Origin of the sequence: Frankia sp. AgB32 (genome assembly GCF_023243045.1) — a bacterium.
Lineage (GTDB): Bacteria > Actinomycetota > Actinomycetes > Frankiales > Frankiaceae > Frankia.
The window spans coordinates 1-19,991 of the sequence record NZ_JALKFX010000043.1 but is presented as its reverse complement, the minus strand read 5'-3'; the positions used below and the strand labels follow the sequence as shown (position 1 = coordinate 19,991).

The window sequence follows — 19,991 nt, the reverse complement described above, 5'->3', positions numbered from 1 at the left end:
GGCCGGTCATCCGATCAGCCCCGAGAGACGACAAACGCCCCGGCGCAGGCGCACGGGGCGGGAGGAGCGGACTCACCGCGGCGGTGCCAGGGTCGGCACCGACGGATGTACTTCCGCCGTCCTTCGCTTCCGTCACCTACGCGGGCCGCCCGGGGAGATCGGGCCTTCGGCCGTCCTTCCGGGTGAACAGGCCCGGAGATGACGGCGACCAGCGGTCTTCGGCGTGAAAGGTGGTTACTGCTCAGTGTACGCGAGCGTTCATGGCCGCGACGTTGTCCTCGAACAGGTTACGGGTGCGGTTCGGGTCGACCGGGATGCCCGGGCCCATCGTGGTGGCGAAGGTGATCTTCCGGAGGTACCGGCCCTTCGCCGCCGACGGCTTCACCCGGACGATCTCGTCGAGGGCGGCCGTGTAGTTCTCGATGAGCTGGGCGTCGGAGAAGCTCGCCTTGCCGATGACGATGTGCAGGTTGCCCTGCTTGTCGACCCGGAAGTTGATCTTACCGCCCTTGATGTCGCCGACCGCCTTGGCGATGTCCAGGGTGACCGTGCCGGTCTTCGGGTTCGGCATCAGGCCACGCGGGCCGAGGATGCGCGCGATCCGACCGACCTTGGCCATCTGGTCCGGGGTCGCGACCGTGGCGTCGAAGTCCAGGAAGCCTTCCTGGATGCGGGCGACCAGGTCGTCGCTGCCGACGATGTCCGCGCCGGCGGCGGTGGCCTCAGCGGCCTTCTCGCCCGCGGCGAAGACGGCGACCCGGGGCGACTTGCCGGTACCGTGCGGCAGGTTCACCGTGCCGCGGACCATCTGGTCCGCCTTGCGCGGGTCGACGCCGAGCCGGATCGCGACCTCGACGGTCGCGTCGTACTTCGTCGACGTCGTCTCCTGCGCCAGCCGGACGGCCTCCAGCGGGCTGTAGAGGTTCTCCGGGTTGATCTTCTCTGCGGCGGCGCGATACGCCTTGCTGCGCTTCATGCTGTCTCCTCGTGGTGCCGGCGGACGGGTAGGTGGCGTTCCCTGGCCGGAAGCCCGCGGACGGGCTGGCGGGATCGCCACCGACCGCCCTCCCACGGCGTCGGTTCGGTGCTGCGGGTGGTGCGGGGTGGCGCGGTGGTGCGAGCCGGGTGAACTAGTCGCCGACCGTGATGCCCATGGAGCGGGCGGTCCCGGCGATGATCTTCTCGGCAGCCTCGATCGTGGTGGCGTTGAGATCAGGCAGCTTCGTTTGGGCGATCTCCCGCACCTGGGCGGTGGTCAGCTTCGCGACCTTGTCCCGGTGCGGCGTGCCACTGCCCTTCTCGACCCCGGCGGCCTTGAGGATCAGGCGCGCGGCCGGCGGCGTCTTCGTCACGAACGAGAACGAGCGGTCGTCGAACACGGAGATCTCGACCGGCACGACGTTGCCGGTCTGCGACTCGGTGGCCGCGTTGTACTGCTTGCAGAACTCCATGATGTTCACGCCGTGCTGACCCAGCGCGGGGCCGACCGGCGGCGCCGGCGTGGCCTTGCCGGCGTTGATCTGGAGCTTGATGATCGCGGTGATCTTCTTCTTCTTGGGCGGCATGTGCTCGTCTTCCTACCGGGGTTCTACGGACCGAATCAGATCTTGGCGACCTGATTGAACTGCAGCTCGACGGGCGTCTCCCGACCAAAGATCGAGACCAGCACCTTCAGCCGCTGGGCGTCGAGGTTGATCTCGCTGATGGTCGCGGGGAGCGTGGCGAAGGGGCCGTCCATGACGGTGACCGACTCCCCGACCTCGAACTCCTGGACCCGAACGGTCTCGACCTTCTTCTCCTTGGGCGCCGCCGGGGCGAGGATCGACAGAACCTCCTCGCGACGCAGCGGCGAGGGCCGGTTGGTCAGACCCACGAACCCGGTCACACCCGGAGTGTTGCGGACCGCCGACCAGGACTGGTCGGTGAGGTCCATCCGGACGTAGATGTAACCCGGGTACTTCTTCTGCTGGACCAGTTGCCGCTTGCCGTTCTTGACGACCGGGACCTCCTCGGTCGGCACCTCGATCTGGAAGATGTAGTCCTCCATGTTGAGGCTGGAGATCCGGGTCTCGAGGTTGGTCTTCACCTTGTTCTCGTAGCCCGCGTACGAGTGCACGACGTACCAGTCGCCCGGCGCGTCCTCGATCGCGCGGCGCAGGTCGTCCTCGTCGTCGTCCTCGTCCGGCGCCGCGCTGGCAGCGGCAGGTGCCGGCGCCGCCGCGGCGGGTGTCTCCGCAGCGAGATCACCCTCCGGGGTGTCCCCCGCGGGGCCCTCCTCGGCGGATTCGGTGGACGCGGAGCCGGCCGGCTCGTCGGCGGTGGGGGTCTCGTCGGGCTCGGCGCCGGCGTCCGTGCTCGCCACCTCGTCGTTCTCGAACGCCGCGAGGAGATCGAGACGTGCGAGGGCCTCCCCCTGCTCGGAAGAGGCGTTCTCGGGCGACTGGGACACGCGGGCGATCCTTCTCTCGTCAATACTTCTGCTGCTGTGACTCCGCGAAGCGGGTGCTGCGCGGGCCTGGTACGGACGGGCTGCCGCCGACCGGCTGGCGGCCCGGCGTCGAACACCCGCCAGCCCGTCCGCCCCACCTTGGCCGCATCGGCCGGTGGGGCCGTCAGCCGAAGATCGCGAGGACCGCCTTCGTCAAGCCGAAGTCGAGACTGGCCACGAAGGCCGTCACAACGGTGACGAAGATGAGCACGACCAGCACATACGTGATCAGCTCGCTCCGCCCCGGATAGACGACCTTCCGGAGCTCCGCCATGACCTCGCGGATGAACTGCAGAGGCCGATACCGACGCCGAGCGGCGGCACGCGTGGCCCCCCTGGAACGCGGTGCCGCGTCACGGGTATCGGTTGCCACTCAACTCCACCCACTCTGTCGCCGAAAACAGCCAACCGTCGAACAGCGCAGGGGCGACAGGACTCGAACCTGCAACCGCCGGTTTTGGAGACCGGTGCTCTACCAATTGAGCCACGCCCCTTGAGCACTCCCTGATCCCCACCATCCATACCAACCCTAACGGCGCGCACCCTCACAGTAGCGCAGAGTCCCCGCCGCCGAGCCGGTCACCAGAATGGGTACCCGGGCGGAACGAGCATACCCCTTCACCGGCCGGAGCCCGCACGCGCCGATCGCGCCGGGCGTCGATCCGGCCCCCGGCCGGCGCCGGACCCGTCCTGACGAACCGCCACGGCCACGCCCGACGCACCACCGGGACGGGGCCGCCAGACCCGCCGGGCGCCGGCCGGCCTGCCCCGGCCCGCGGGCCGCTGGGGCGGCGAGTGACCAGGCCACAGGGCCCGTCCACGAGGTCCGCACGGACACCCGATCCCGGCCGCGTGCGGCGTCACGCACCCTTAACATCCGTGGCAGCATGGGCGACATGAGCAGGATCTCACGCCGCATCGGCGGCATCGCTCCATCCGCCACGCTGGCCGTCGACGCCACCGCGAAGGCGATGCGCGCCGCGGGGCAGGACGTCGTCGGCTTCGGCGCCGGCGAGCCGGACTTCCCGACTCCCGACCACATCGTCGCCGCCGCCGAGAAGGCGTGCAGCGAGCCGCGCATGCACCGGTACACCCCGGCCGCCGGCCTGCCCGAGTTGCGCGAGGCCGTCGCCGAGAAGACGGCCCGGGACTCCGGCGTGACCGTGCCCGCGAGCCAGGTCCTGGTGACCAACGGCGGCAAGCAGGCCGTCTACGAGGCGTTCGCGACGCTGCTCGACCCGGGCGACGAGGTGCTGCTGCCCGCGCCGTACTGGACGACCTACCCCGAGTCGATCCGGCTCGCCGGCGGCGTCCCGGTCGACGTGGTGACCGGGCCCGAGGCCGGCTACAAGGTGACCGTCGAGCAGCTCGAGGCGGCGCGCACCGAGCGCACGAAGGTGCTGCTGTTCTGCTCGCCGTCCAACCCGACCGGTGCGGTGCACTCGCCGGAGGAGGTCCGCGAGATCGGCCGCTGGGCCGAGCAGGCCGGCATCTGGGTGCTCGCCGACGAGATCTACGAACACCTCGTCTACGGCGACGCCCGGTTCTCCTCGATTCTCGTCGAGGTCCCCGAGCTGGCCGACCGCTGCGTGATCGTGAACGGGGTCGCGAAGACCTACGCGATGACCGGCTGGCGGGTGGGCTGGATGATCGGCCCGAAGGACGTCGTGAGCGCCGCGGCGAACCTGCAGTCCCATGCGACGTCGAACGTCTCCAACGTCGCCCAGGCCGCCGCGCTCGCCGCGGTCACCGGGCCCCTCGACGCCGTCGCCGAGATGCGCACCGCGTTCGACCGGCGCCGGCTGACGATGCACCGCATGCTCGGCGAGGCCCAGGGCGTGGAGTGCCCGCTGCCGCAGGGCGCGTTCTACTGCTACCCGTCGCTCGTCGGCGCCATCGGGCGCGAACTGCGCGGACGCACGCCGACCACCAGCGCCGAGCTGTGCCAGCTCATCCTGGAGGAGGTCGGCGTCGCCATCGTCCCCGGCGAGGCGTTCGGGACCCCCGGGTTCGCCCGGCTGTCATACGCGCTGAGCGACGACGACCTCGTCAAGGGCGTCAGTCGGATCTCGGGCCTGCTAGCCGAGACCCGCTAGCCCGGGCCCGGGCCGCCTAGCTCAGCCGCACGGTGGCCCGGGCGGCCATCAGCACCTTCTCGCCGCGGCACCGGGTGGTGAGGTTGACCACCACCCGGTTGCCGTCGAGCTTCTTCTCGACCACGCCACGCACGGACACCGTCGCGCCCTCGTCGTCGTCCGGCACCACGACCGGCGACGAGAACTTCACTCCGAACTCCTGGACGGCGCCCGGGTCGCCGATCCAGTCGGTCACGAGCCGGGCAGCCGTCGCCATCGTCAGCATCCCGTGCGCGATCACTCCGGGCAGGCCGGCCGCGGTGGCGACCCGCTCGTTCCAGTGGATGGGGTTGAAGTCCCCGGAAGCCCCGGCGTAGCGGACGAGATCGGCCCGGCGCAGCGGGAAAAGCCGCTCGGGTAGCTCGGTTCCGACCTCGACGTCGTCGTAGCCGACCGTCGTCGTCATCGTGTGCCCTCCCCTGCCGGGACGTCCCGCGACGGCGCCGTTCCCCGGGAGACCAGGGTGCAGGTGCCGACCGCGACCTCCTCGCCGCTGGTGGTCTCGTACTGGTAGGTCGTGACGAGCACCTCGTTGCGACCGGCAGTCCGGATGCTGGTCAGCGTGGAGGTCGCGATCAGCTCGTCGCCGGCGACCACCGGGCGGCGCAGGGTGAAGCGCTGCTCGCCGTGGACGATCAGCGTGTAGTCCAGGCCGAGCGCCGGGTCGTCGGTGGGCAGGCCCAGTGCCCCGGGGGTCGCGGTGACCAGGAACGTCGGCGGCGCGACGAGGTCGGGGTAGCCGGCCGCCTTCGCCGCCTCGACGTCGTGGTGGAGCGGATTGTCGTCCCCGACCGCGCGGGCGAACTGCCGGATGTGCTCGCGGCCGACCTGGAAGGGGACAGGTGAGACGAAACGTCGCCCCACGAAGTCCTGGTTAAGCGGCATCACGGCTCCGTTCCTGGCATCACGGGGATCCTGACATCGCCGCGACCGTCGTGCGCTGACCCGGCTGTTGCCTGGGATTCCAGTGCGCGGCCCGGAGACACATCACATCACGGCTGTCCCGGCCCCGAATCGCGATCGCTGGCGGCGGTGTGTCCTGAGGCGGCACGCAGGAAAGCCGGCCAGGCATTGCGCCTGGCCGGCTTCGTTGAGCTGGGCCGACGGGGTACAACGACCGGACCCGCGAGTGGTCAGCGGGTCTCGCGGTGCTCCGTGTGCTTGCCGCAGTTCGGGCAGAACTTCTTCAGCTCGAGGCGGTCCGGGTCGTTGCGCCGGTTCTTGCGGGTGATGTAGTTCCGGTGCTTGCACACCTGGCACGCCATCGTGATCTTCGGGCGAACGTCAGTGGCGGCCACGGCGCGAGCCTCTTCCTGGGTCGGGGTGGTGAACGTAACGGGCAACGCGGGCGGACCGCGAGCCCTTCGAGGGACACGGCGCGCCGCGCCCCGATAGTAGCGGTGGCCGGACTTGAACCGGCGACACAGCGATTATGAGCCGCTTGCTCTACCAGGCTGAGCTACACCGCCAGGGTTGGTCTCCCGGACAACCGGGGACCCGACCACCTTACCCGAGAGAACCGGCAAGACCGCTCATCTCGGACACGAACCTGCCCGAGGACTGGAACGTGGAGCCCCTTTACGGAATCGAACCGTAGACCTTCTCCTTACCATGGAGACGCTCTGCCGACTGAGCTAAAGGGGCGCGAGGTCGCGGTGCTCAGATTACACGACGCTGAGCCGAGTTGGGGCGCCACCCCCACCCACTTCGCCCCGACGATGCGGAGCAACCCCTCGGCCACCCCGATTCCGGCCGATCGGACGCCCGCGCGGCCGATACATCCACCTTCGGCCGCTTCACCCGGTGGCGCGCCAGCACGCCCGACCCGTCGTCCGTTCCATCCAGAAGATGGCGAGATCGGCGCGTGAAACAACTGTCCGTAGTGAACAACTCGGACTCCCTGAGCTTTGATAGCTGTAAGTAATTCCTTCGATGCTTAGCGTGTAGCGCACCGTTGGAGCGCTCCAGCCGGACGCGACCAACCGGTTCCCGAGCCTCCCGAGCGCCGCCTCCCGAGCATCGAGGGTTGCCCATGCGTCACACGCAGCGTCCTGGCCGGTCTCCGCTCCTCCGGACCGACCCACCCGACCGCACCTCCGGCCCCGACGAGATCGCCGGGGCCGGGCCGCAGGCCGACCGGGTGACGGACGCGCGACCCGCCGGCGCGCCGCCGCACGCCATCGCGGCCGCGACACGGCCCCAGCCGAACGGCATCCCGATCCAACCCGGCACTCCGCTGCCACCTGGTGTCGTCCTGCCCCTGCCTCTGCCCCTGCCCCGGGTGGACCAGGACCGTTCGCGCCGACCGGAACCCGAGGCCGCGCGGGTCGCCCCGGCCCCCGGGACGACCCGACAGATCGCACCGCGGGAACCCCGGCGGAGCCGGCCACTGACGACGATCCCGCTGCCCCGCCGACTACTGAGCGTCGCGGCACTGACCGCCGCCGCGTTGACCCTGTCCGGGCCCACGGTCGCCCGGGGCGCGACGCCCTCGCCGCTGTGGCCGCGGGGCGTTGACGTCGCCTCCTGGCAGCATCCCGGCGGCGGGCCGATCGACTGGACCGCCGCCCGCGCCTCGGGGCTGAGCTTCGCCCTCATCAAGGCAACCGAGGGCACGGCCTACACCAACCCGTACTTCGCCGCCGACCGCGACGCCGCGACCAGGGCGGGCCTGATCGTCGGCGCCTACCACTACGCCCGGCCGAGCGCGGCCATCTCCACCGCCGTGGAGCAGGCCCGGCACTTCATCGCCGTCACCGGCCTGACCCGCACCGCGGGTCACCTCGCGCCGGCGCTGGACCTGGAGGACAACGGCGGGCTCGATCCCGTCGCCCTGGCCGCCTGGGTCCACGCCTTCCTGGAGGAGGTGGAGTCGGAGACCGGACGGACGCCCATCCTTTACACCTACCGGTCGTTCTGGACCGACAAGATGGGCGACTCCCACGACTTCACGAAGTACCCGATCTGGTTCGCGATCTACAACGACCAGGCGACCCCTGGTGTCCTGCCGGGTGGCTGGCCGAACTGGGCACTGTGGCAGTACACCTCGGGCGGCACCGTGCCCGGGATCGCCGGCGCGGTCGACATGAACGTGCTGTGCTGCACCACGACCGCCCTCGCGGCCCAGGCGGACGGAACCCGCAGCGAGATCCAGAAGTGGCACGCGGGTGCCGGGCTGGTCGCGCTGGCACTCGGCGCGCCGGTCGGGGTCGAGAACCCGGCCGGCGGCGGGGGCCGCTGGCAGCAGTACACCAACGGCCTGGCCTACTGGTCGGTGGCGACCGGGGTACATGCCCTGTGGGGCCCGATCGCGCCGAAGTACCTGGCAGTCGGCGGCTCGAACAGCTTCCTGCACCGGCCGGTGACCGACATCGAGAACACCACCGCGCCCGGCGGCCAGCAGGCCCGCTTCCAGGGCGGCTGGATCTACTGGCATCCCGCCACCGGCGCCCACGTCGTCAACGGCCGGATCCTGCAGACCTATCTCGCCCTGGGCGGCTCGAGCTCGGCGCTCGGGCTGCCCACGTCCGACGAGTACTCGGTGCCCGGCGGCCGGCAGAGCGACTTCCAACGCGGCCGGCTGCGCTGGGACGCGGCGACCAACCAGGTGACGCAGGTACCCCTCGGGTAGCGGTGGCCGGACCAGGCGCGACCGAGCAGGGGTGACGACGGCGCGCGGCGGGTATCGCACCTGAACAGCGGACGGTAGTCATCTGACTACCAATGAGACGCAGGGCCGCGCGGTGCGGGTATCGACCCGCCGCGACCACATGGTCGCGCCCGTCCACCCCGGACGTCCGCCATCACCGGGGCGAGACGGTTCTCCGGCCGAGCGAGGCACCGGCGTCGAACGGGGAGGACCAGATGGCAGAAAACCGGGCGATACGCCCGATGAGCGGATGGCTCACCTTCGCCGCCGTGATCATGTTTATCGTCGGATTTCACAACCTGATCTACGGAATCGCGTCCCTGCGCGACTACGCGGTGATCGTGAACAACCTGACCACCGGCGATACGAACGTGATCTACGCCGACCGGAACTTCTGGGGTTGGCTGTGGATCACGGTCGGCATCGTCGAGATGGTGATCGCCGTCGGGATCTACATGCGTAACGAAGCCGCCCGCTGGGGCGGCGTCGCGATCGCGACCATCAACGCGATCGGCCAGCTCGCCTTCATGGCCGCGTTCCCGGTCTGGTCGGTCGTCATCATCGCGATCGACATCCTGGTGATCTACGCCCTGCTCGCCCATGAGCCGGCCCGCGGCGGCGACCAGGAGCCCTACCCGAGCGACCGGGCCGGCGTCAGCACTCCCGCCGGCCGAGCCGCGGGCGTCGGCCGCCGCGCCGAACACGCGACGGCCACCCATGGCGGCACCGGCTCCGCGGGTGGCACCGGAGGCTACTCCGAGCCGCCCGATCGCGGCGGATCCACCGGGGCTGGCGGTTACGGCCCGGGCGGGTACGGCAGCCAGGGCCGCGGCCGCGACGACGGACCTCCCGTCGCCGGCTGACGTCTCCGGCCGGGGATCCCGAGCCGCGACCCGCCATGTTCGGCGGGGTACGGCTCGGGACAGCGGGTGACGCGCGACGACCCGTGGCGGGTCTCGGCTCAGAACGTCGGATCGGCGAGCCGAGCCCGCCACGCCGCGCACCGCCGCACATACCAGGACAGGTGACACTCGGCGAACCGCTCGGCGTCCCAGGTCCCGACGATGACCTCGCCGGGATCCAGCCACAGATAGGCCACGCAGGCCCGCCCGTCCGCGAGGACGAGCGGGCCTGCGTCGTACGCCGCCCCCTCGAAGGCGTCGAAGACCGCCCGCTCCTCGGCCGTCAGCCCGCGGAGCCTTCTGCCGGCTGCCGCCGCAGCGACCTTCTCCGCGCGGTCGCCGCCGGCGACCCGGGTGCTCGGAACCCTCAGGTTCAGCAGGTGCGCCGCAGCGCGCTGCGCGTCCGGCTGCCGAACCAGGCCCGGGTACACGCGGTCACGCAGCGGCGCGGCGCGCCAGCCCGGGGCACTCGCCGGCTCCATCACCGGAACGCGACCGATCAGCGTCGACAGCACCTCGGGAAACATCAGCGTTCCGTAGACGAACAGGTCCGGCTCGGACCCCGCGGCCGGTGCCGTCGCGGCCGGCGGTCGACGATCGGCAGTGGGCGACATGACTCGACGGTAACGGCGCCTGGCCGCCGGCCCTGGCAGATCCCGGTCCTCGACGGAGCACCCCGTGGTGCCGGACGGCTGTTCTAGAGTCCACTGACGTGAGCGACATCGCGACGCTGGCCGCCAACGTGCGGGCAGCATCCCATCTGACCGGCACGTTCCTCCTCCGGTCGGGCCGGACCAGTACGGAGTACTTCGACAAGTACCTCTTCGAGGCGGATCCGGCGCTGCTCGCCACGATCGTGGCCGGCCTGATCGACCTCGTCCCCGCCGGCACCGAGGTTCTCGCCGGTCTCGAGCTCGGCGGCGTGCCCCTCGCCACCCTGCTGTCCGCGCGCACCGGCCTGCCCACCAGGTTCGTGCGCAAGAAGGCCAAGGAGTACGGCACCCGGCGGATCGCGGAGGGCGGCGACATCGCCGGCCGCCGGATCGTTCTGGTCGAGGACGTCGTGACGTCGGGCGGCGCCGTGCTCGACGCGACCCACGTGCTTCGCGCCGAGGGCGCGACCGTCGAGGACGTGCTGTGCGTCATCGACCGCGAGGAGGGCGGCCGCGAGCGCCTGGCCGAACTCGGTCTGCGCCTCCACCCCCTGCTGACCCGCACGGATCTGGAAGCCGCCGCCGGGTAGTAACCGGGCAGATCACCCAGCTGGCGGCGAGGCGACGGGTGGAGGGCCGGGGAGAAACGGCCGGGACGCTTCGGCCCCGGCCGTGGAACTGAGTCAGGCCTCGGAGTGACTCCGAGGCCTGAGTACCCAGCGTTGTCCGGACTGGGAGCCGGGGTGGTGGCAGGTGATGGGTTCGAACCATCGTAGGCTGAGCCGGCGGTTTTACAGACCGCTCCCTTTGGCCACTCGGGCAACCTGCCGTCGTCGACGAGCATACCGGTCCTGGAGGACCATCGGGAGGGCGGTATCGCCCGAGCCCCGCCGCTGGCGTGTGATCGCGGCAGTGAGACGTGGGTTATCGGTCACAGATTCGACCAGAACCACCACGCTGAGTGTCCGGTTCGTCACGCTTATCCCGCCCTCGACACCGAACAGGAGGTCCGCACACGTGGCAGACCCGTCCTTTGACATCGTCAGCAAAGTCGACGCACAGGAGATCGACAACGCCGTCAACCAGACGGCCAAGGAGATCGGGAACCGCTTCGACTTCCGGGACACCGGCGCCTCCGCGAAGCTCTCCGGGGAGTCGATTCTGCTCGTAGCGAACACGGACGAGCGGGTCAAGGCGGTGCTCGACGTCCTGCAGGAGAAGTTCGTCAAGCGCGGGATATCCCTCAAGGCCCTGTCGTTCGACGAGCCAAAGCAGTCGGGCAAGGAGTTCCGCCTGTCGGTGACCGTCCAGCAGGGCATCGCCGACGAGAAGGCGAAGGCGATCGCCAAGAAGATTCGGGCGGACGGGCCCAAGGGAGTGCAGGCCCAGATACAGGGAGACCAGCTCCGGGTAACCGGCAAAAAGCGGGACGACCTGCAGCGGGTCATCCAGCTGCTGAAGGCGGAGGACTTCGAGGTTCCGCTTCAGTTCGTCAACTACCGCTGACGCCGCAAACGGCGCACCCCGCCCGATGGGGGGTTTCGGGCGGGGTGCATGCGGCGGAACCTGGGGGGTTCGCTCCGCCGCGGTCATGGCCGCGGGACGATGCGCTGCCGGCGGAAACCACCTTCCCGGCCAGCGCCACCTACCCAGCTGGCTGCCGAGCTGGCGCCTCCCCTCCGGGCTGGCGTCCCGCGCGCACGGCCGATCTCAAAATGCTACCTCCGAAGCCTCCGCATTAATCCCGAGACACCACAACAGGCAACAGGACGACCAACTCGCACACTCATCGATACGGATTCATGCGGGCCATCTGCTCCAGACGCGCGATCCGCTCGTTCATGGGCGGATGGGTCGAGAACAGCTTGCCGACACCGCCGCCCCGGAACGGGTTGGCAATCATCAACGCCGCGGCGGGCCCCAGCCTCGAGGTCTGCGGCAGCGGCCGGGCGGATGCACCGGTCTCCAGTTTGCGCAGTGCGCCGGCCAGCCCGAGCGGATCGCCGGTGAGGGTCGCACCCGACTCGTCCGCCTGGTACTCCCGCGCCCGGCTGATGGCGAGCTGGATGATGGAGGCCGCGACCGGGCCGAGGATCATCAGCAGAAGCAGCTCGAAGATACCCGGGCCACCTTCGTCGTCCCGCCCACCGCCGAAGATGGCCAGGAACTGCGCCATGTTCGCCAGATACACGATGACGCTGGCCAGGGCACCCGCCACCGAGGCAATAAGAATGTCACGATTGTAGACGTGGCTGAGTTCGTGGCCGAGGACTCCGCGCAGCTCGCGGTCGTCCATCAGGTCCATGATGCCCTCGGTGCAGCAGACTGCGGCATTGCGCGGGTTGCGGCCGGTGGCGAACGCGTTGGGCGAACCGGTCGGGCTCAGGTACAGCCGCGGCATCGGCATTCGGGCACTTCGGGCGAGATCGGCGACGATGGCGTACAGCCGGGGCTGCTCGACCTGGGTCACCGGATACGCACGCATCGCCCGCAGCGCGATGCGGTCCGAGAAAAAGAAGGAGAAGCCGTTCATCGCGAGCGCGATCACCAGCGCGACGAGCAGACCGCCGCGGCCGAAAAGCGAGCCGACCAGGAGGATGGCGGCGGACAGCACGCCCAGCAGCAGTGCGGTCTTCAGACCATTGAGGTGACGGTGTGGCATGGCGATCGGGTGTCCGTCCTGTAGTGCCGGTGCACCTGTGTCAACGCGGGGATGCCGGAGCAACGTTCCCGCAATGGGTGTGGGTGATGCCTCCTGACCGGTCGGGCGGCCTCACGGCGACTACGGCCCAGGTGACGACGGCCCAGGTGACGGCCGGTTTTCCAGGGCGGTGCGCAGCCGCCCGGCAGCCGCCTCGCCGAGCAGGTTCGCGCGTGCCAGCTCGTCGGTGGTGAAGCTCGCCAGTGCCCGGTAGACCTCGGCCAGGGCCGGATCGACCTCGGCCAGCGCCCGCCGGTGCGCGAGGACCGTGCCGACGTCCGCCCGGCGAATCGGCCCGGTCGCCGCCGGCCAGCCGCCCGCCAGCGCGTTGTCCAGGGAGGCGCGCAGCAGCGGACCCAGCGCGACGGCCGGTTCCGGGAGGCCGGCCGCGGCGAGCGCTTCCCGGGCCGCCAGGGTCAGGCTGGCCAGGAAGTTGCCGCCGAGCACCACCGCGGCGTGATACAGCTCACGCCGATCATCGGCGACCTCGACCAGGGTGCCGCCGATCCCGGTGACCAGGCGCCGGGCCAGCGCGGCCGCGCCGGGATCCGCGGTGACCCCGAACGGCACCCCCGCGAACACCCCCGGATCATCACGGTCCCCGGGCAGAGTCATGATCGGATGCATCGCGATCCGCGCGGCGCCGGGCTCGACACCGGCGGTCAGGGCCCGCAGTCCGTGCCGACCACTGAGGTGGGCCAGGGCCTGTCCGGCGCGTAGCGCGCCGAGCGCCGCGAGCCGCTGCACCGTCGGCGCGATCGCGTCGTCCGGCACGGCGACGAGCAGGAGGTCGGCGGCGCGCAGCCCGTCCGCGACCCGCTCGAGTGACCCGATCCGCGCGGCCGGGAAACGGCCTGCCGCGCGCGCCCGCGCCACCTCCGACCGGGTAACCACCGCCACCACCGGGTGCCCCACGCTGGCCAGGGCCAGCGCGACGGCGCTCCCGGCACGGCCGGCGCCGACGAGGCCGACCGACTCCCGGGCGGCGCCCGCCGCCCTGCTCGCGGCCTGCTCACCCGGCGTGCGGACGGCTGCCGACGGGTCCGCGGCCCGCTCTGCCGCGAGTGTCGTGACCGGCGCGGACGCCCTCGCCGGCGAGGGTCCGGGCCCGGGCGGTACGGCGCCGCCCGATGGCAGGTCGCGCGGGCGGCCATGGCCGCCGGCGGGTCGCGGCGCCGGCGGGAGAGGTCGGGTCATGCCTCGATGGTGGCGTCGGGCGGCTCCCGCGCGCCGGGCGTCGGCCTGCCGACACCACCCGCCTGGAGCCTCTGTGCCGATACTCTCGGGCTAGCGGCTCCTCCCCGCACGGTGGCAACAGAGGGCGGTGAGTCGCACACACTGGGTGATGACGGGAGTTACGGGAGTGTCTGCTCCCGGACCGACCATGCCGCCGGATCCTCTCGGTCGGCATTCAGCGCGAGAGCGTGATTCCCGGCGAGGTGATCCACGCACCAGATTTTCCGGTGCGCGCCGATCCTCCCGAGCGAGATCGGTCACATCCGGACGAAGGAAGTCCGGCGACATCGGACAGAAACACATACATACGGTAATCAGTCAACCACGCATGGGCAGAGAAGCCCCAGATCACGAATTCGGGTTCGATCGGCATGTCGTATCGGGGGATCGGCCGGGCCGGCACGCCGCACACACCTCATTGCTACAGCCGGTAGGCTGGTGTGGTACCCGAGGAGGTTACTGAAGGTGTCTGAGCAGGTCAGGGAGAGGGAGACTCGCCGACTCGACAGAGTCGTCGTGCGCTTTGCGGGCGACTCCGGCGACGGTATGCAACTCACCGGAGAGCAGTTCACCAGCGAGACGGCAACGTTTGGCAACGACCTCTCGACGCTTCCGGACTTCCCCGCGGAAATCCGCGCTCCAGCCGGCACGCCCGCCGGCGTATCCGGATTCCAGCTACATTTCTCCGACCACGACATTCTCACCCCCGGTGACGCACCGGACGTCCTGGTCGCAATGAATCCGGCCGCCCTGAAGGCAAATCTGAAGGATCTGCCTCCCGGTGCGAACCTCATTGTCAACACGGATTCCTTCACCAGCGGCAACCTGAAGAAGGCCGGGTACGCCACCGACCCGCTGACCGACGGCACGGTCGACCCCTTCGTCGTGCACCGGGTGCCACTGACCTCGATGACCATCAACGCCGTGCACGCCACGGACGGTGGCGGCGGGGTCAACAAGAAGGAGGCCGAGCGGGCGAAGAACATGTTCGCCCTCGGTCTCATGTGCTGGCTCTACCACCGGCCCACCGAGGGCACGGTCAGCTTCCTGGAGAAGAAGTTCGGGAAGCGGCCGGAGATCGCGGCGGCCAACATCGCGGCCTTCCGCGCCGGGTTCAACTACGGCGAGACGACCGAGTCGTTCACCGTCACCTACGAGGTGGCGCCCGCCCGGATGAAGTCCGGGACCTACCGGCGCATCAGCGGCAACCTCGCCCTGTCCTACGGCCTCATCGCCGCGGGCGAGCTGACCGGGCTTCAGGTGTACCTCGGCTCTTACCCGATCACCCCGGCCTCCGACATCCTGCACGAGCTGAGCAAGCACAAGCGGTTCGGCGTGCGGACCTTCCAGGCCGAGGACGAGATCGCCGGCATCGGCGCGGCGCTGGGCGCCTCCTTCGGCGGCTCGCTGGGCGTCACCACCACCTCCGGGCCGGGCGTCGCGCTCAAGAGCGAGACCATCGGCCTCGCGGTCAGCCTGGAGCTGCCGCTGGTCATCGTCGACATCCAGCGTGGCGGTCCGTCCACCGGACTGCCGACCAAGACCGAGCAGTCCGACCTGCTGCAGGCCATGTTCGGCCGCAACGGCGAGGCTCCGGTGCCGATCGTGGCGCCCCGCTCCCCCGGCGACTGCTTCAACGCCGCCGTCGAGGCCGCTCGGCTCGCGACGAAGTACCGCACCCCGGTCTTCCTGCTCTCCGACGGCTACCTGGCCAACGGCTCGGAGCCGTGGCTGCTGCCGACCCGCGAGGAACTGCCGGACCTGACCGTCTCCTTCGCCACGGAGCCGAACCACACCGGGACGAAGGGGCCGGAGTTCTGGCCCTACCTGCGTGACCCGGAGACCCTCGCCCGGCCGTGGGCGATCCCCGGCACCGCCGGGCTGGAGCACCGCATCGGCGGGATCGAGAAGTCCGACGGGCAGGGGAACATCTCCTACGACCCGGCGAACCATGATCGGATGGTCCGGCTGCGGGCCGCCAAGGTCGCCGGTATCGCGGGCGACATCCCGTCGCTGGAGATCGAGGACCCGTCCGGCGAGGCGCGCGTGCTCGTGCTCGGCTGGGGCTCCACCTACGGCCCGATCGCGGCCGGCTGCCGGCGGGTCCGGGCAAAGGGCCTCAAGGTCGCCCAGGCGCACCTGCGTCATCTCAACCCCTTCCCGGCCAACACCGGGGAGATCCTGCGTTCGTACGACAAGGTGGTCATCCCCGAGATGAACCTCGGCCAGCTGCGGATGCTCATCCGGGCCGAATACCTCGTCGACGCGATCGGCTACAACCAGGTCCGCGGACTGCCGTTCAAGGCTGCAGAACTGGCTGGTGTCTTGGAGGACGTGATCAACCAGTGACCGTCACGACGAACCGTTCCGGGATCAGCAACCGGCTGCTCGACCTGGTGCCGGCGGCACCGTCCCAGCAGAACCGCAAGGAGTTCACCTCCGACCAGGAGGTGCGCTGGTGCCCGGGCTGCGGTGACTACGCCATCCTCGCCACCGTGCAGGGCTTCCTGCCCGAGCTCGGCGTGGCGCGGGAGAACATCGTCTTCGTCTCCGGGATCGGCTGCTCCTCGCGGTTCCCGTACTACCTGCAGACCTACGGGATGCACTCCATCCACGGGCGGGCGCCGACGATCGCCACCGGTCTCGCCACCTCGCGCCCGGACCTGTCGGTCTGGGTCGTCACCGGTGACGGCGACGCGCTGTCCATCGGCGGCAACCACCTGCTGCACGCGCTGCGCCGCAACGTCAACGTCAAGATCCTGATGTTCAACAACCGGATCTACGGCCTGACGAAGGGGCAGTACTCGCCCACCTCCGAGGTCGGCAAGATCACCAAGTCGACGCCGTTCGGCTCGCTGGACCGGCCGTACAACCCGGTCTCGCTGGCGATCGGCGCGGAGGCCACGTTCGTCGGCCGTTCGATCGACTCCGACCGGGCGCACCTCACCTCGGTGCTGCGCGCGGCGGCGGAGCACCCGGGCACCGCGTTCGTTGAGATCTTCCAGAACTGCAACATCTTCAACGACGGCGCGTTCGAGCCGCTCAAGGACCGGAGCACCAAGGACGACGCGACGCTGCGCCTGGCGCACGGCGAGCCGCTTGTCTTCGGCGCCGAGGGCGACAAGGGTGTCCGGCGCGCGCCGGACGGCAGCCTCGAGGTCGTGTCCGCCGACGATCCCGGCGTGCTCGTGCACGACGCCGCGGCGACGGACCCGAGCCAGGCGTTCGCGCTGTCCCGCATCACCGGGGACACCCACGGGGTCACCCCCATCGGGATCTTCCGCAACGTCGACGTGCCGACCTACGACGAGGCGTTCAACAAGCAGATCAGCGACGCCAGGGCGCGCCAGGGCGAGGGCGACCTGATGTCGCTCATCTCCGGCGGGGAGACCTGGACCATCGACTGATCGGGGACCATCGACTGATCGGGACCTGAGCCCGGCACGGGCACCGGCGAGGCCGGGGTGGCACCTTCACGGTGCGGCCCCGGCCTCGTGCGTTGGACGGCGCCGACAACAACGAGGGCTGATAACGGCTAGCTAATTTCAGAAAGTTAGCGGACATATGTCTGGTATTGGCCGGTCCGTTGTGCGTCGGGTAAGGTGATGGCGCGCGTGGGGGTGCCGTGCGGCCCGGGGGGGCTCACCACACCAGTGCAGCCGGAGGCGCAGTGCAGGGTCATCGAACCCTCAGTCCGCGGCCCGCGGCCCAGCCGCGTTCGTCGACGGGCAGTGTCCATGCCGTCCTTGCCAAGACGGTCCGTTTCCCCCTGCCAGGGTCACAGGATGATCGCCGGCTGATCCGTTCCACCGGGTGCCCGTCCGCCGGAGGTCACCGTGGGTAGCCATTCTGCCGGCCGGCATTCCCGCCAGGGCTCGGCCGCACGGCACGGCACCGCCGACCGCCAGGCCCCGCCGCCCGGACGCGGTTCCCTCAGGACGACCGCGGCACCAACCGCCCGCTTCGGCGGGATCCCCTCCCGACCGCCGTTCGGCCCGCCCGGCGAGCCGGACACCATCACCGGTCCGCTGTCGGTCAGCACCACCGCCCGCCGGGCTCGGGAGGCGGCGGCCCCCGCCAACCCCTACACCGCCGGTGGTTCGTACACCGCCGGTGGTTCGTACGGAGCGGTTGATCCGTACGCCACCGCGAGTGCCTACGACACCGGTGCTCCGTTCACCGCCGGCCCGTCGGCCGCCCAAGGTGGTCCGTTCGCGGACGACGAGTGGGGCGAGGACGACTGGGACCTCGACGAGCCGGCGGACAGCGGCTGGGCAGGCGACGCCCGCGCCAACCTCGCCGGCGGACGCCCGGTGGGCGCCGGTGGCGCCGCCAGTCCGGCCACCGCCCGGTTCGTCGCGTCCGCCCGCGGGCAGCAGTTCGCCGGCGACTCCTTCACCGCCAGCCGGATGCCGGTTCCGCGAGCCGGCACCGGGCCGTCCCGCCCCAGTCGGGATGCCGCCGCGGCCGTCCGCGCACCGGGCGCGCACCGGGCACCGGTCCGCCGGGGCAACGGCAGGGTCCGCCTCGCCGCCGCCGGCACGGTGTCTCTCGCCGGCCTGTCGGCCATCGTCGCGGGGGTGACCCTCGGCGGTGACCCGACCGGCGCCGCGGCGGCCGCCGGCGCGGGCGACGCCCCGCGCATCCAGTACACCGGCAGCTCCGACGTGTTCAGCGCGTCGCAGCCATCGGCGTCGCGCAGCCGGGCTCAGTCCGCCCCGCCCCGGGCGGAGCCCGCACCGAGCGCCGACAGCGCCGGCTCCGGCCAGAACTCGGTCACCACGACGAGCCTGGGGCCGTCCACCGCGCCGATTCCGGTCATCACGCTGGTTCCGCGCGACGACCAGCCGACCACTGGCCCGACCGACCTGCGCGGCCTCACCCCGACCCCGACCGCCACCACGACGGCAGCGAGTCCGGCCGCGAGCGGCACGACGGCGACGCCAACGGGTTCGACCGGCTCGCCCACGCCCGTCAGCTCGACGCCGACGTCCGGCGGCCTGCCGTTCGACCCGGCGAGCCCGGCGACCGCCACCCCGACGGCGCCGAGCGGCGGAGGCTCACTGCCGTTCGATCCGACGCCGATTCCCGTCACGCCGCTGCACAGCACGCAGCCCGCCAAGGCGGCCACCACCGCGCCGACCGCGTCGCACGCCACGACGTCAACCAGCACGACGTCAACCAGCACCGCCACGCCGACGGCAACCCACCCGTGCCCGCCGTCCGCCGCGCCCGCGGCGACGAGCACGAGCACCGCGGCGGCCCGGCCCGCCAGCACCACCGGCTCCTTCTGGAGCGTGCACTGAACCTAGCGTGCACTGAACCTAGCGTGCACTGAACCTAGCGTTGCACTGAACTGACCCGATCTGACCGGGGCGGCGCCGCAGGGGGCCGCCCCGGCGGCGTTTCCGGAGATCGCCGGGTGGGTCAGCCCGTCCGGTCGATGACGAAGTCGGTCAGCGACTGCAGAGCGGTCTTCGCCGCGTTGTCGGGCAGCGGCGCCAGGCACTCGCGCGCCCGCGACGACCAGGCGACCAGCTCACGGCGCGCCCGCGCCAGGCCCTCGTGCCCGCGCAGCAGGTCCAGCGCCTCCGCGACGCCCTCCTCCGGGTTCCCGCCGCCGGCGGCGAAGTCCGACGTGATGAGCTCACGCAGGCGGGCTGCGGGCCGGTCGTCGGACTGCAGCGCGTAGAGCACCGGCAGCGTCGGGACACCCTCACGCAGGTCGGTGCCGGGCGTCTTGCCGGAGTCGGCCGGGTCGGAGGCCACATCGATGATGTCGTCGGAAAGCTGGAAGGCCACCCCGAACAGCTCACCGAAGGTCGCGAGCGTGTCCACGGTGATCGGGTCGGCGCCGGCGAGCATCGCGCCGAGCCGACCCGAGGTGGCGATCAGCGAGGCGGTCTTCTCGGTCACGACCCGCAGGTAGTGCGCCACCGGGTCCTGCCCCGCCGCGGGGCCGACAGTCTCCCGGATCTGTCCCTCGCACAGGGTGGCGATGGTGCGGGCGAGGATCCGGGTCGCGTCCGGGCCGAGGTCGGCGGTGATGTCGGACGCGCGGGCGAACAGGTAGTCGCCGGTGAGGATGGCGACCGTGTTCGTCCACCGGGCGTTGGCGGACGCGGCGCCCCGGCGCCCCGGGGGCGCGGGGGGCCGCCTCGACCCTGCTCGCGGTGACGGCGCAGGGCCGCCTGCGGCTGGTGGGTGCCCGACCCTCCGGGCCCTGA

At 71.0% G+C, this 19,991-nt stretch carries 19 protein-coding genes and 4 tRNA genes; 8 read left to right on the top strand and 15 right to left on the bottom strand.

Translation table 11 applies throughout. From position 1 onward, the window contains the following. Positions 1-241: 241 nt before the first annotated feature. The 5 genes from rplA to MXD60_RS15015 form a co-directional block, all read right to left on the bottom strand. Positions 242-976: a 50S ribosomal protein L1 gene (gene rplA, locus MXD60_RS15035; RefSeq protein ID WP_248819685.1), complete on the bottom strand. Its 735-nt coding sequence runs from the start codon at positions 974-976 to the stop codon at positions 242-244. Positions 977-1,130: 154 nt separating this feature from the next. Next, positions 1,131-1,565 (bottom strand): 50S ribosomal protein L11, encoded by a 435-nt coding sequence (rplK, locus tag MXD60_RS15030; protein ID WP_248819684.1) that lies wholly within the window; start codon positions 1,563-1,565, stop codon positions 1,131-1,133. A 35-nt stretch (positions 1,566-1,600) separates the two neighbouring features. Beyond that, entirely contained in the window at positions 1,601-2,449 is an 849-nt protein-coding gene (gene nusG, locus MXD60_RS15025) for a transcription termination/antitermination protein NusG (RefSeq protein ID WP_248819683.1), read from the bottom strand. A 163-nt stretch (positions 2,450-2,612) separates the two neighbouring features. Then, complete coding sequence (secE, locus tag MXD60_RS15020; protein ID WP_308222485.1) at positions 2,613-2,861, bottom strand: preprotein translocase subunit SecE; 249 nt, start codon at positions 2,859-2,861, stop codon at positions 2,613-2,615. 48 nt (positions 2,862-2,909) lie between these two features. Further along, positions 2,910-2,982 (bottom strand) — tRNA-Trp (locus MXD60_RS15015). A gap of 393 nt (positions 2,983-3,375) precedes the next feature. On the opposite strand from MXD60_RS15015, the gene MXD60_RS15010 reads away from it, so the two are divergent. Beyond that, positions 3,376-4,584, top strand: coding sequence for a pyridoxal phosphate-dependent aminotransferase (locus tag MXD60_RS15010; protein ID WP_248819681.1), 1,209 nt, complete (start codon positions 3,376-3,378; stop codon positions 4,582-4,584). A gap of 16 nt (positions 4,585-4,600) precedes the next feature. Here the strand turns inward: MXD60_RS15010 and MXD60_RS15005 are convergent, their stop codons facing one another. From MXD60_RS15005 to MXD60_RS14985, 5 genes are all read right to left on the bottom strand, one after another. Then, entirely contained in the window at positions 4,601-5,029 is a 429-nt protein-coding gene (locus MXD60_RS15005) for a MaoC family dehydratase (protein ID WP_248819680.1), read from the bottom strand. Continuing rightward, positions 5,026-5,508 carry an FAS1-like dehydratase domain-containing protein gene (locus tag MXD60_RS15000; RefSeq protein WP_248819718.1) on the bottom strand — a complete coding sequence of 161 codons (483 nt, stop codon included), beginning with the start codon at positions 5,506-5,508 and terminating at the stop codon, positions 5,026-5,028. The genes MXD60_RS15005 and MXD60_RS15000 overlap by 4 nt, the downstream gene beginning before the upstream one ends. A gap of 248 nt (positions 5,509-5,756) precedes the next feature. Continuing rightward, positions 5,757-5,921: a 50S ribosomal protein L33 gene (gene rpmG / locus MXD60_RS14995; RefSeq protein WP_009740545.1), complete on the bottom strand. Its 165-nt coding sequence runs from the start codon at positions 5,919-5,921 to the stop codon at positions 5,757-5,759. A 97-nt stretch (positions 5,922-6,018) separates the two neighbouring features. Further along, positions 6,019-6,092, bottom strand: a tRNA-Met gene (locus MXD60_RS14990). 99 nt (positions 6,093-6,191) lie between these two features. Beyond that, positions 6,192-6,267: transfer RNA gene (locus MXD60_RS14985), tRNA-Thr, on the bottom strand. Positions 6,268-6,655: 388 nt separating this feature from the next. On the opposite strand from MXD60_RS14985, the gene MXD60_RS14980 reads away from it, so the two are divergent. Together MXD60_RS14980 and MXD60_RS14975 are read left to right on the top strand one after the other, a co-directional pair. Then, complete coding sequence (locus MXD60_RS14980) at positions 6,656-8,254, top strand: GH25 family lysozyme (RefSeq protein WP_308222483.1); 1,599 nt, start codon at positions 6,656-6,658, stop codon at positions 8,252-8,254. Between the two features lie 260 nt (positions 8,255-8,514). After that, positions 8,515-9,135, top strand: a complete 621-nt coding sequence (locus MXD60_RS14975) for a DUF7144 family membrane protein (RefSeq protein WP_248819679.1) — start codon at positions 8,515-8,517, stop codon at positions 9,133-9,135. A 98-nt stretch (positions 9,136-9,233) separates the two neighbouring features. Here the strand turns inward: MXD60_RS14975 and MXD60_RS14970 are convergent, their stop codons facing one another. After that, a complete protein-coding gene (locus MXD60_RS14970) occupies positions 9,234-9,788 on the bottom strand; it encodes a gamma-glutamylcyclotransferase family protein (RefSeq protein WP_248819678.1) in 555 nt (184 codons plus the stop codon). Positions 9,789-9,886: 98 nt separating this feature from the next. On the opposite strand from MXD60_RS14970, the gene pyrE reads away from it, so the two are divergent. Beyond that, the gene (gene pyrE / locus MXD60_RS14965; protein WP_248819677.1) at positions 9,887-10,417 is read left to right on the top strand and encodes an orotate phosphoribosyltransferase; all 531 of its coding nucleotides are present in this window, start codon (positions 9,887-9,889) and stop codon (positions 10,415-10,417) included. Positions 10,418-10,571: 154 nt separating this feature from the next. Here pyrE and MXD60_RS14960 read toward each other — a convergent pair. Beyond that, positions 10,572-10,656, bottom strand: a tRNA-Tyr gene (locus MXD60_RS14960). A 188-nt stretch (positions 10,657-10,844) separates the two neighbouring features. On the opposite strand from MXD60_RS14960, the gene MXD60_RS14955 reads away from it, so the two are divergent. Next, the gene (locus tag MXD60_RS14955) at positions 10,845-11,333 is read left to right on the top strand and encodes a YajQ family cyclic di-GMP-binding protein (protein ID WP_248819676.1); all 489 of its coding nucleotides are present in this window, start codon (positions 10,845-10,847) and stop codon (positions 11,331-11,333) included. A 280-nt stretch (positions 11,334-11,613) separates the two neighbouring features. Here the strand turns inward: MXD60_RS14955 and htpX are convergent, their stop codons facing one another. Together htpX and MXD60_RS14945 are read right to left on the bottom strand one after the other, a co-directional pair. Next, positions 11,614-12,489, bottom strand: a complete 876-nt coding sequence (gene htpX / locus MXD60_RS14950; RefSeq protein WP_248819716.1) for a zinc metalloprotease HtpX — start codon at positions 12,487-12,489, stop codon at positions 11,614-11,616. A gap of 120 nt (positions 12,490-12,609) precedes the next feature. Beyond that, positions 12,610-13,725 (bottom strand): Rossmann-like and DUF2520 domain-containing protein, encoded by a 1,116-nt coding sequence (locus MXD60_RS14945; protein WP_248819675.1) that lies wholly within the window; start codon positions 13,723-13,725, stop codon positions 12,610-12,612. Positions 13,726-14,229: 504 nt separating this feature from the next. On the opposite strand from MXD60_RS14945, the gene MXD60_RS14940 reads away from it, so the two are divergent. The 3 genes from MXD60_RS14940 to MXD60_RS14930 all read left to right on the top strand — a co-directional run bounded on the left by MXD60_RS14940 (position 14,230) and on the right by MXD60_RS14930 (position 19,070). Next, complete coding sequence (locus MXD60_RS14940) at positions 14,230-16,113, top strand: 2-oxoacid:acceptor oxidoreductase subunit alpha (protein WP_248819674.1); 1,884 nt, start codon at positions 14,230-14,232, stop codon at positions 16,111-16,113. Continuing rightward, complete coding sequence (locus MXD60_RS14935; protein ID WP_248819673.1) at positions 16,110-17,171, top strand: 2-oxoacid:ferredoxin oxidoreductase subunit beta; 1,062 nt, start codon at positions 16,110-16,112, stop codon at positions 17,169-17,171. Before MXD60_RS14940 ends, MXD60_RS14935 begins: the two co-directional genes overlap by 4 nt. Before the next feature lie 429 nt (positions 17,172-17,600). Continuing rightward, positions 17,601-19,070 (top strand): MotB domain-containing protein, encoded by a 1,470-nt coding sequence (locus MXD60_RS14930; RefSeq protein WP_248819672.1) that lies wholly within the window; start codon positions 17,601-17,603, stop codon positions 19,068-19,070. 121 nt (positions 19,071-19,191) lie between these two features. On the opposite strand, the gene MXD60_RS14925 is transcribed toward MXD60_RS14930, so the two are convergent. Then, a partial coding sequence (locus MXD60_RS14925; RefSeq protein WP_248819671.1) for a polyprenyl synthetase family protein occupies positions 19,192-19,991 on the bottom strand: 800 nt, incomplete at its 5' end.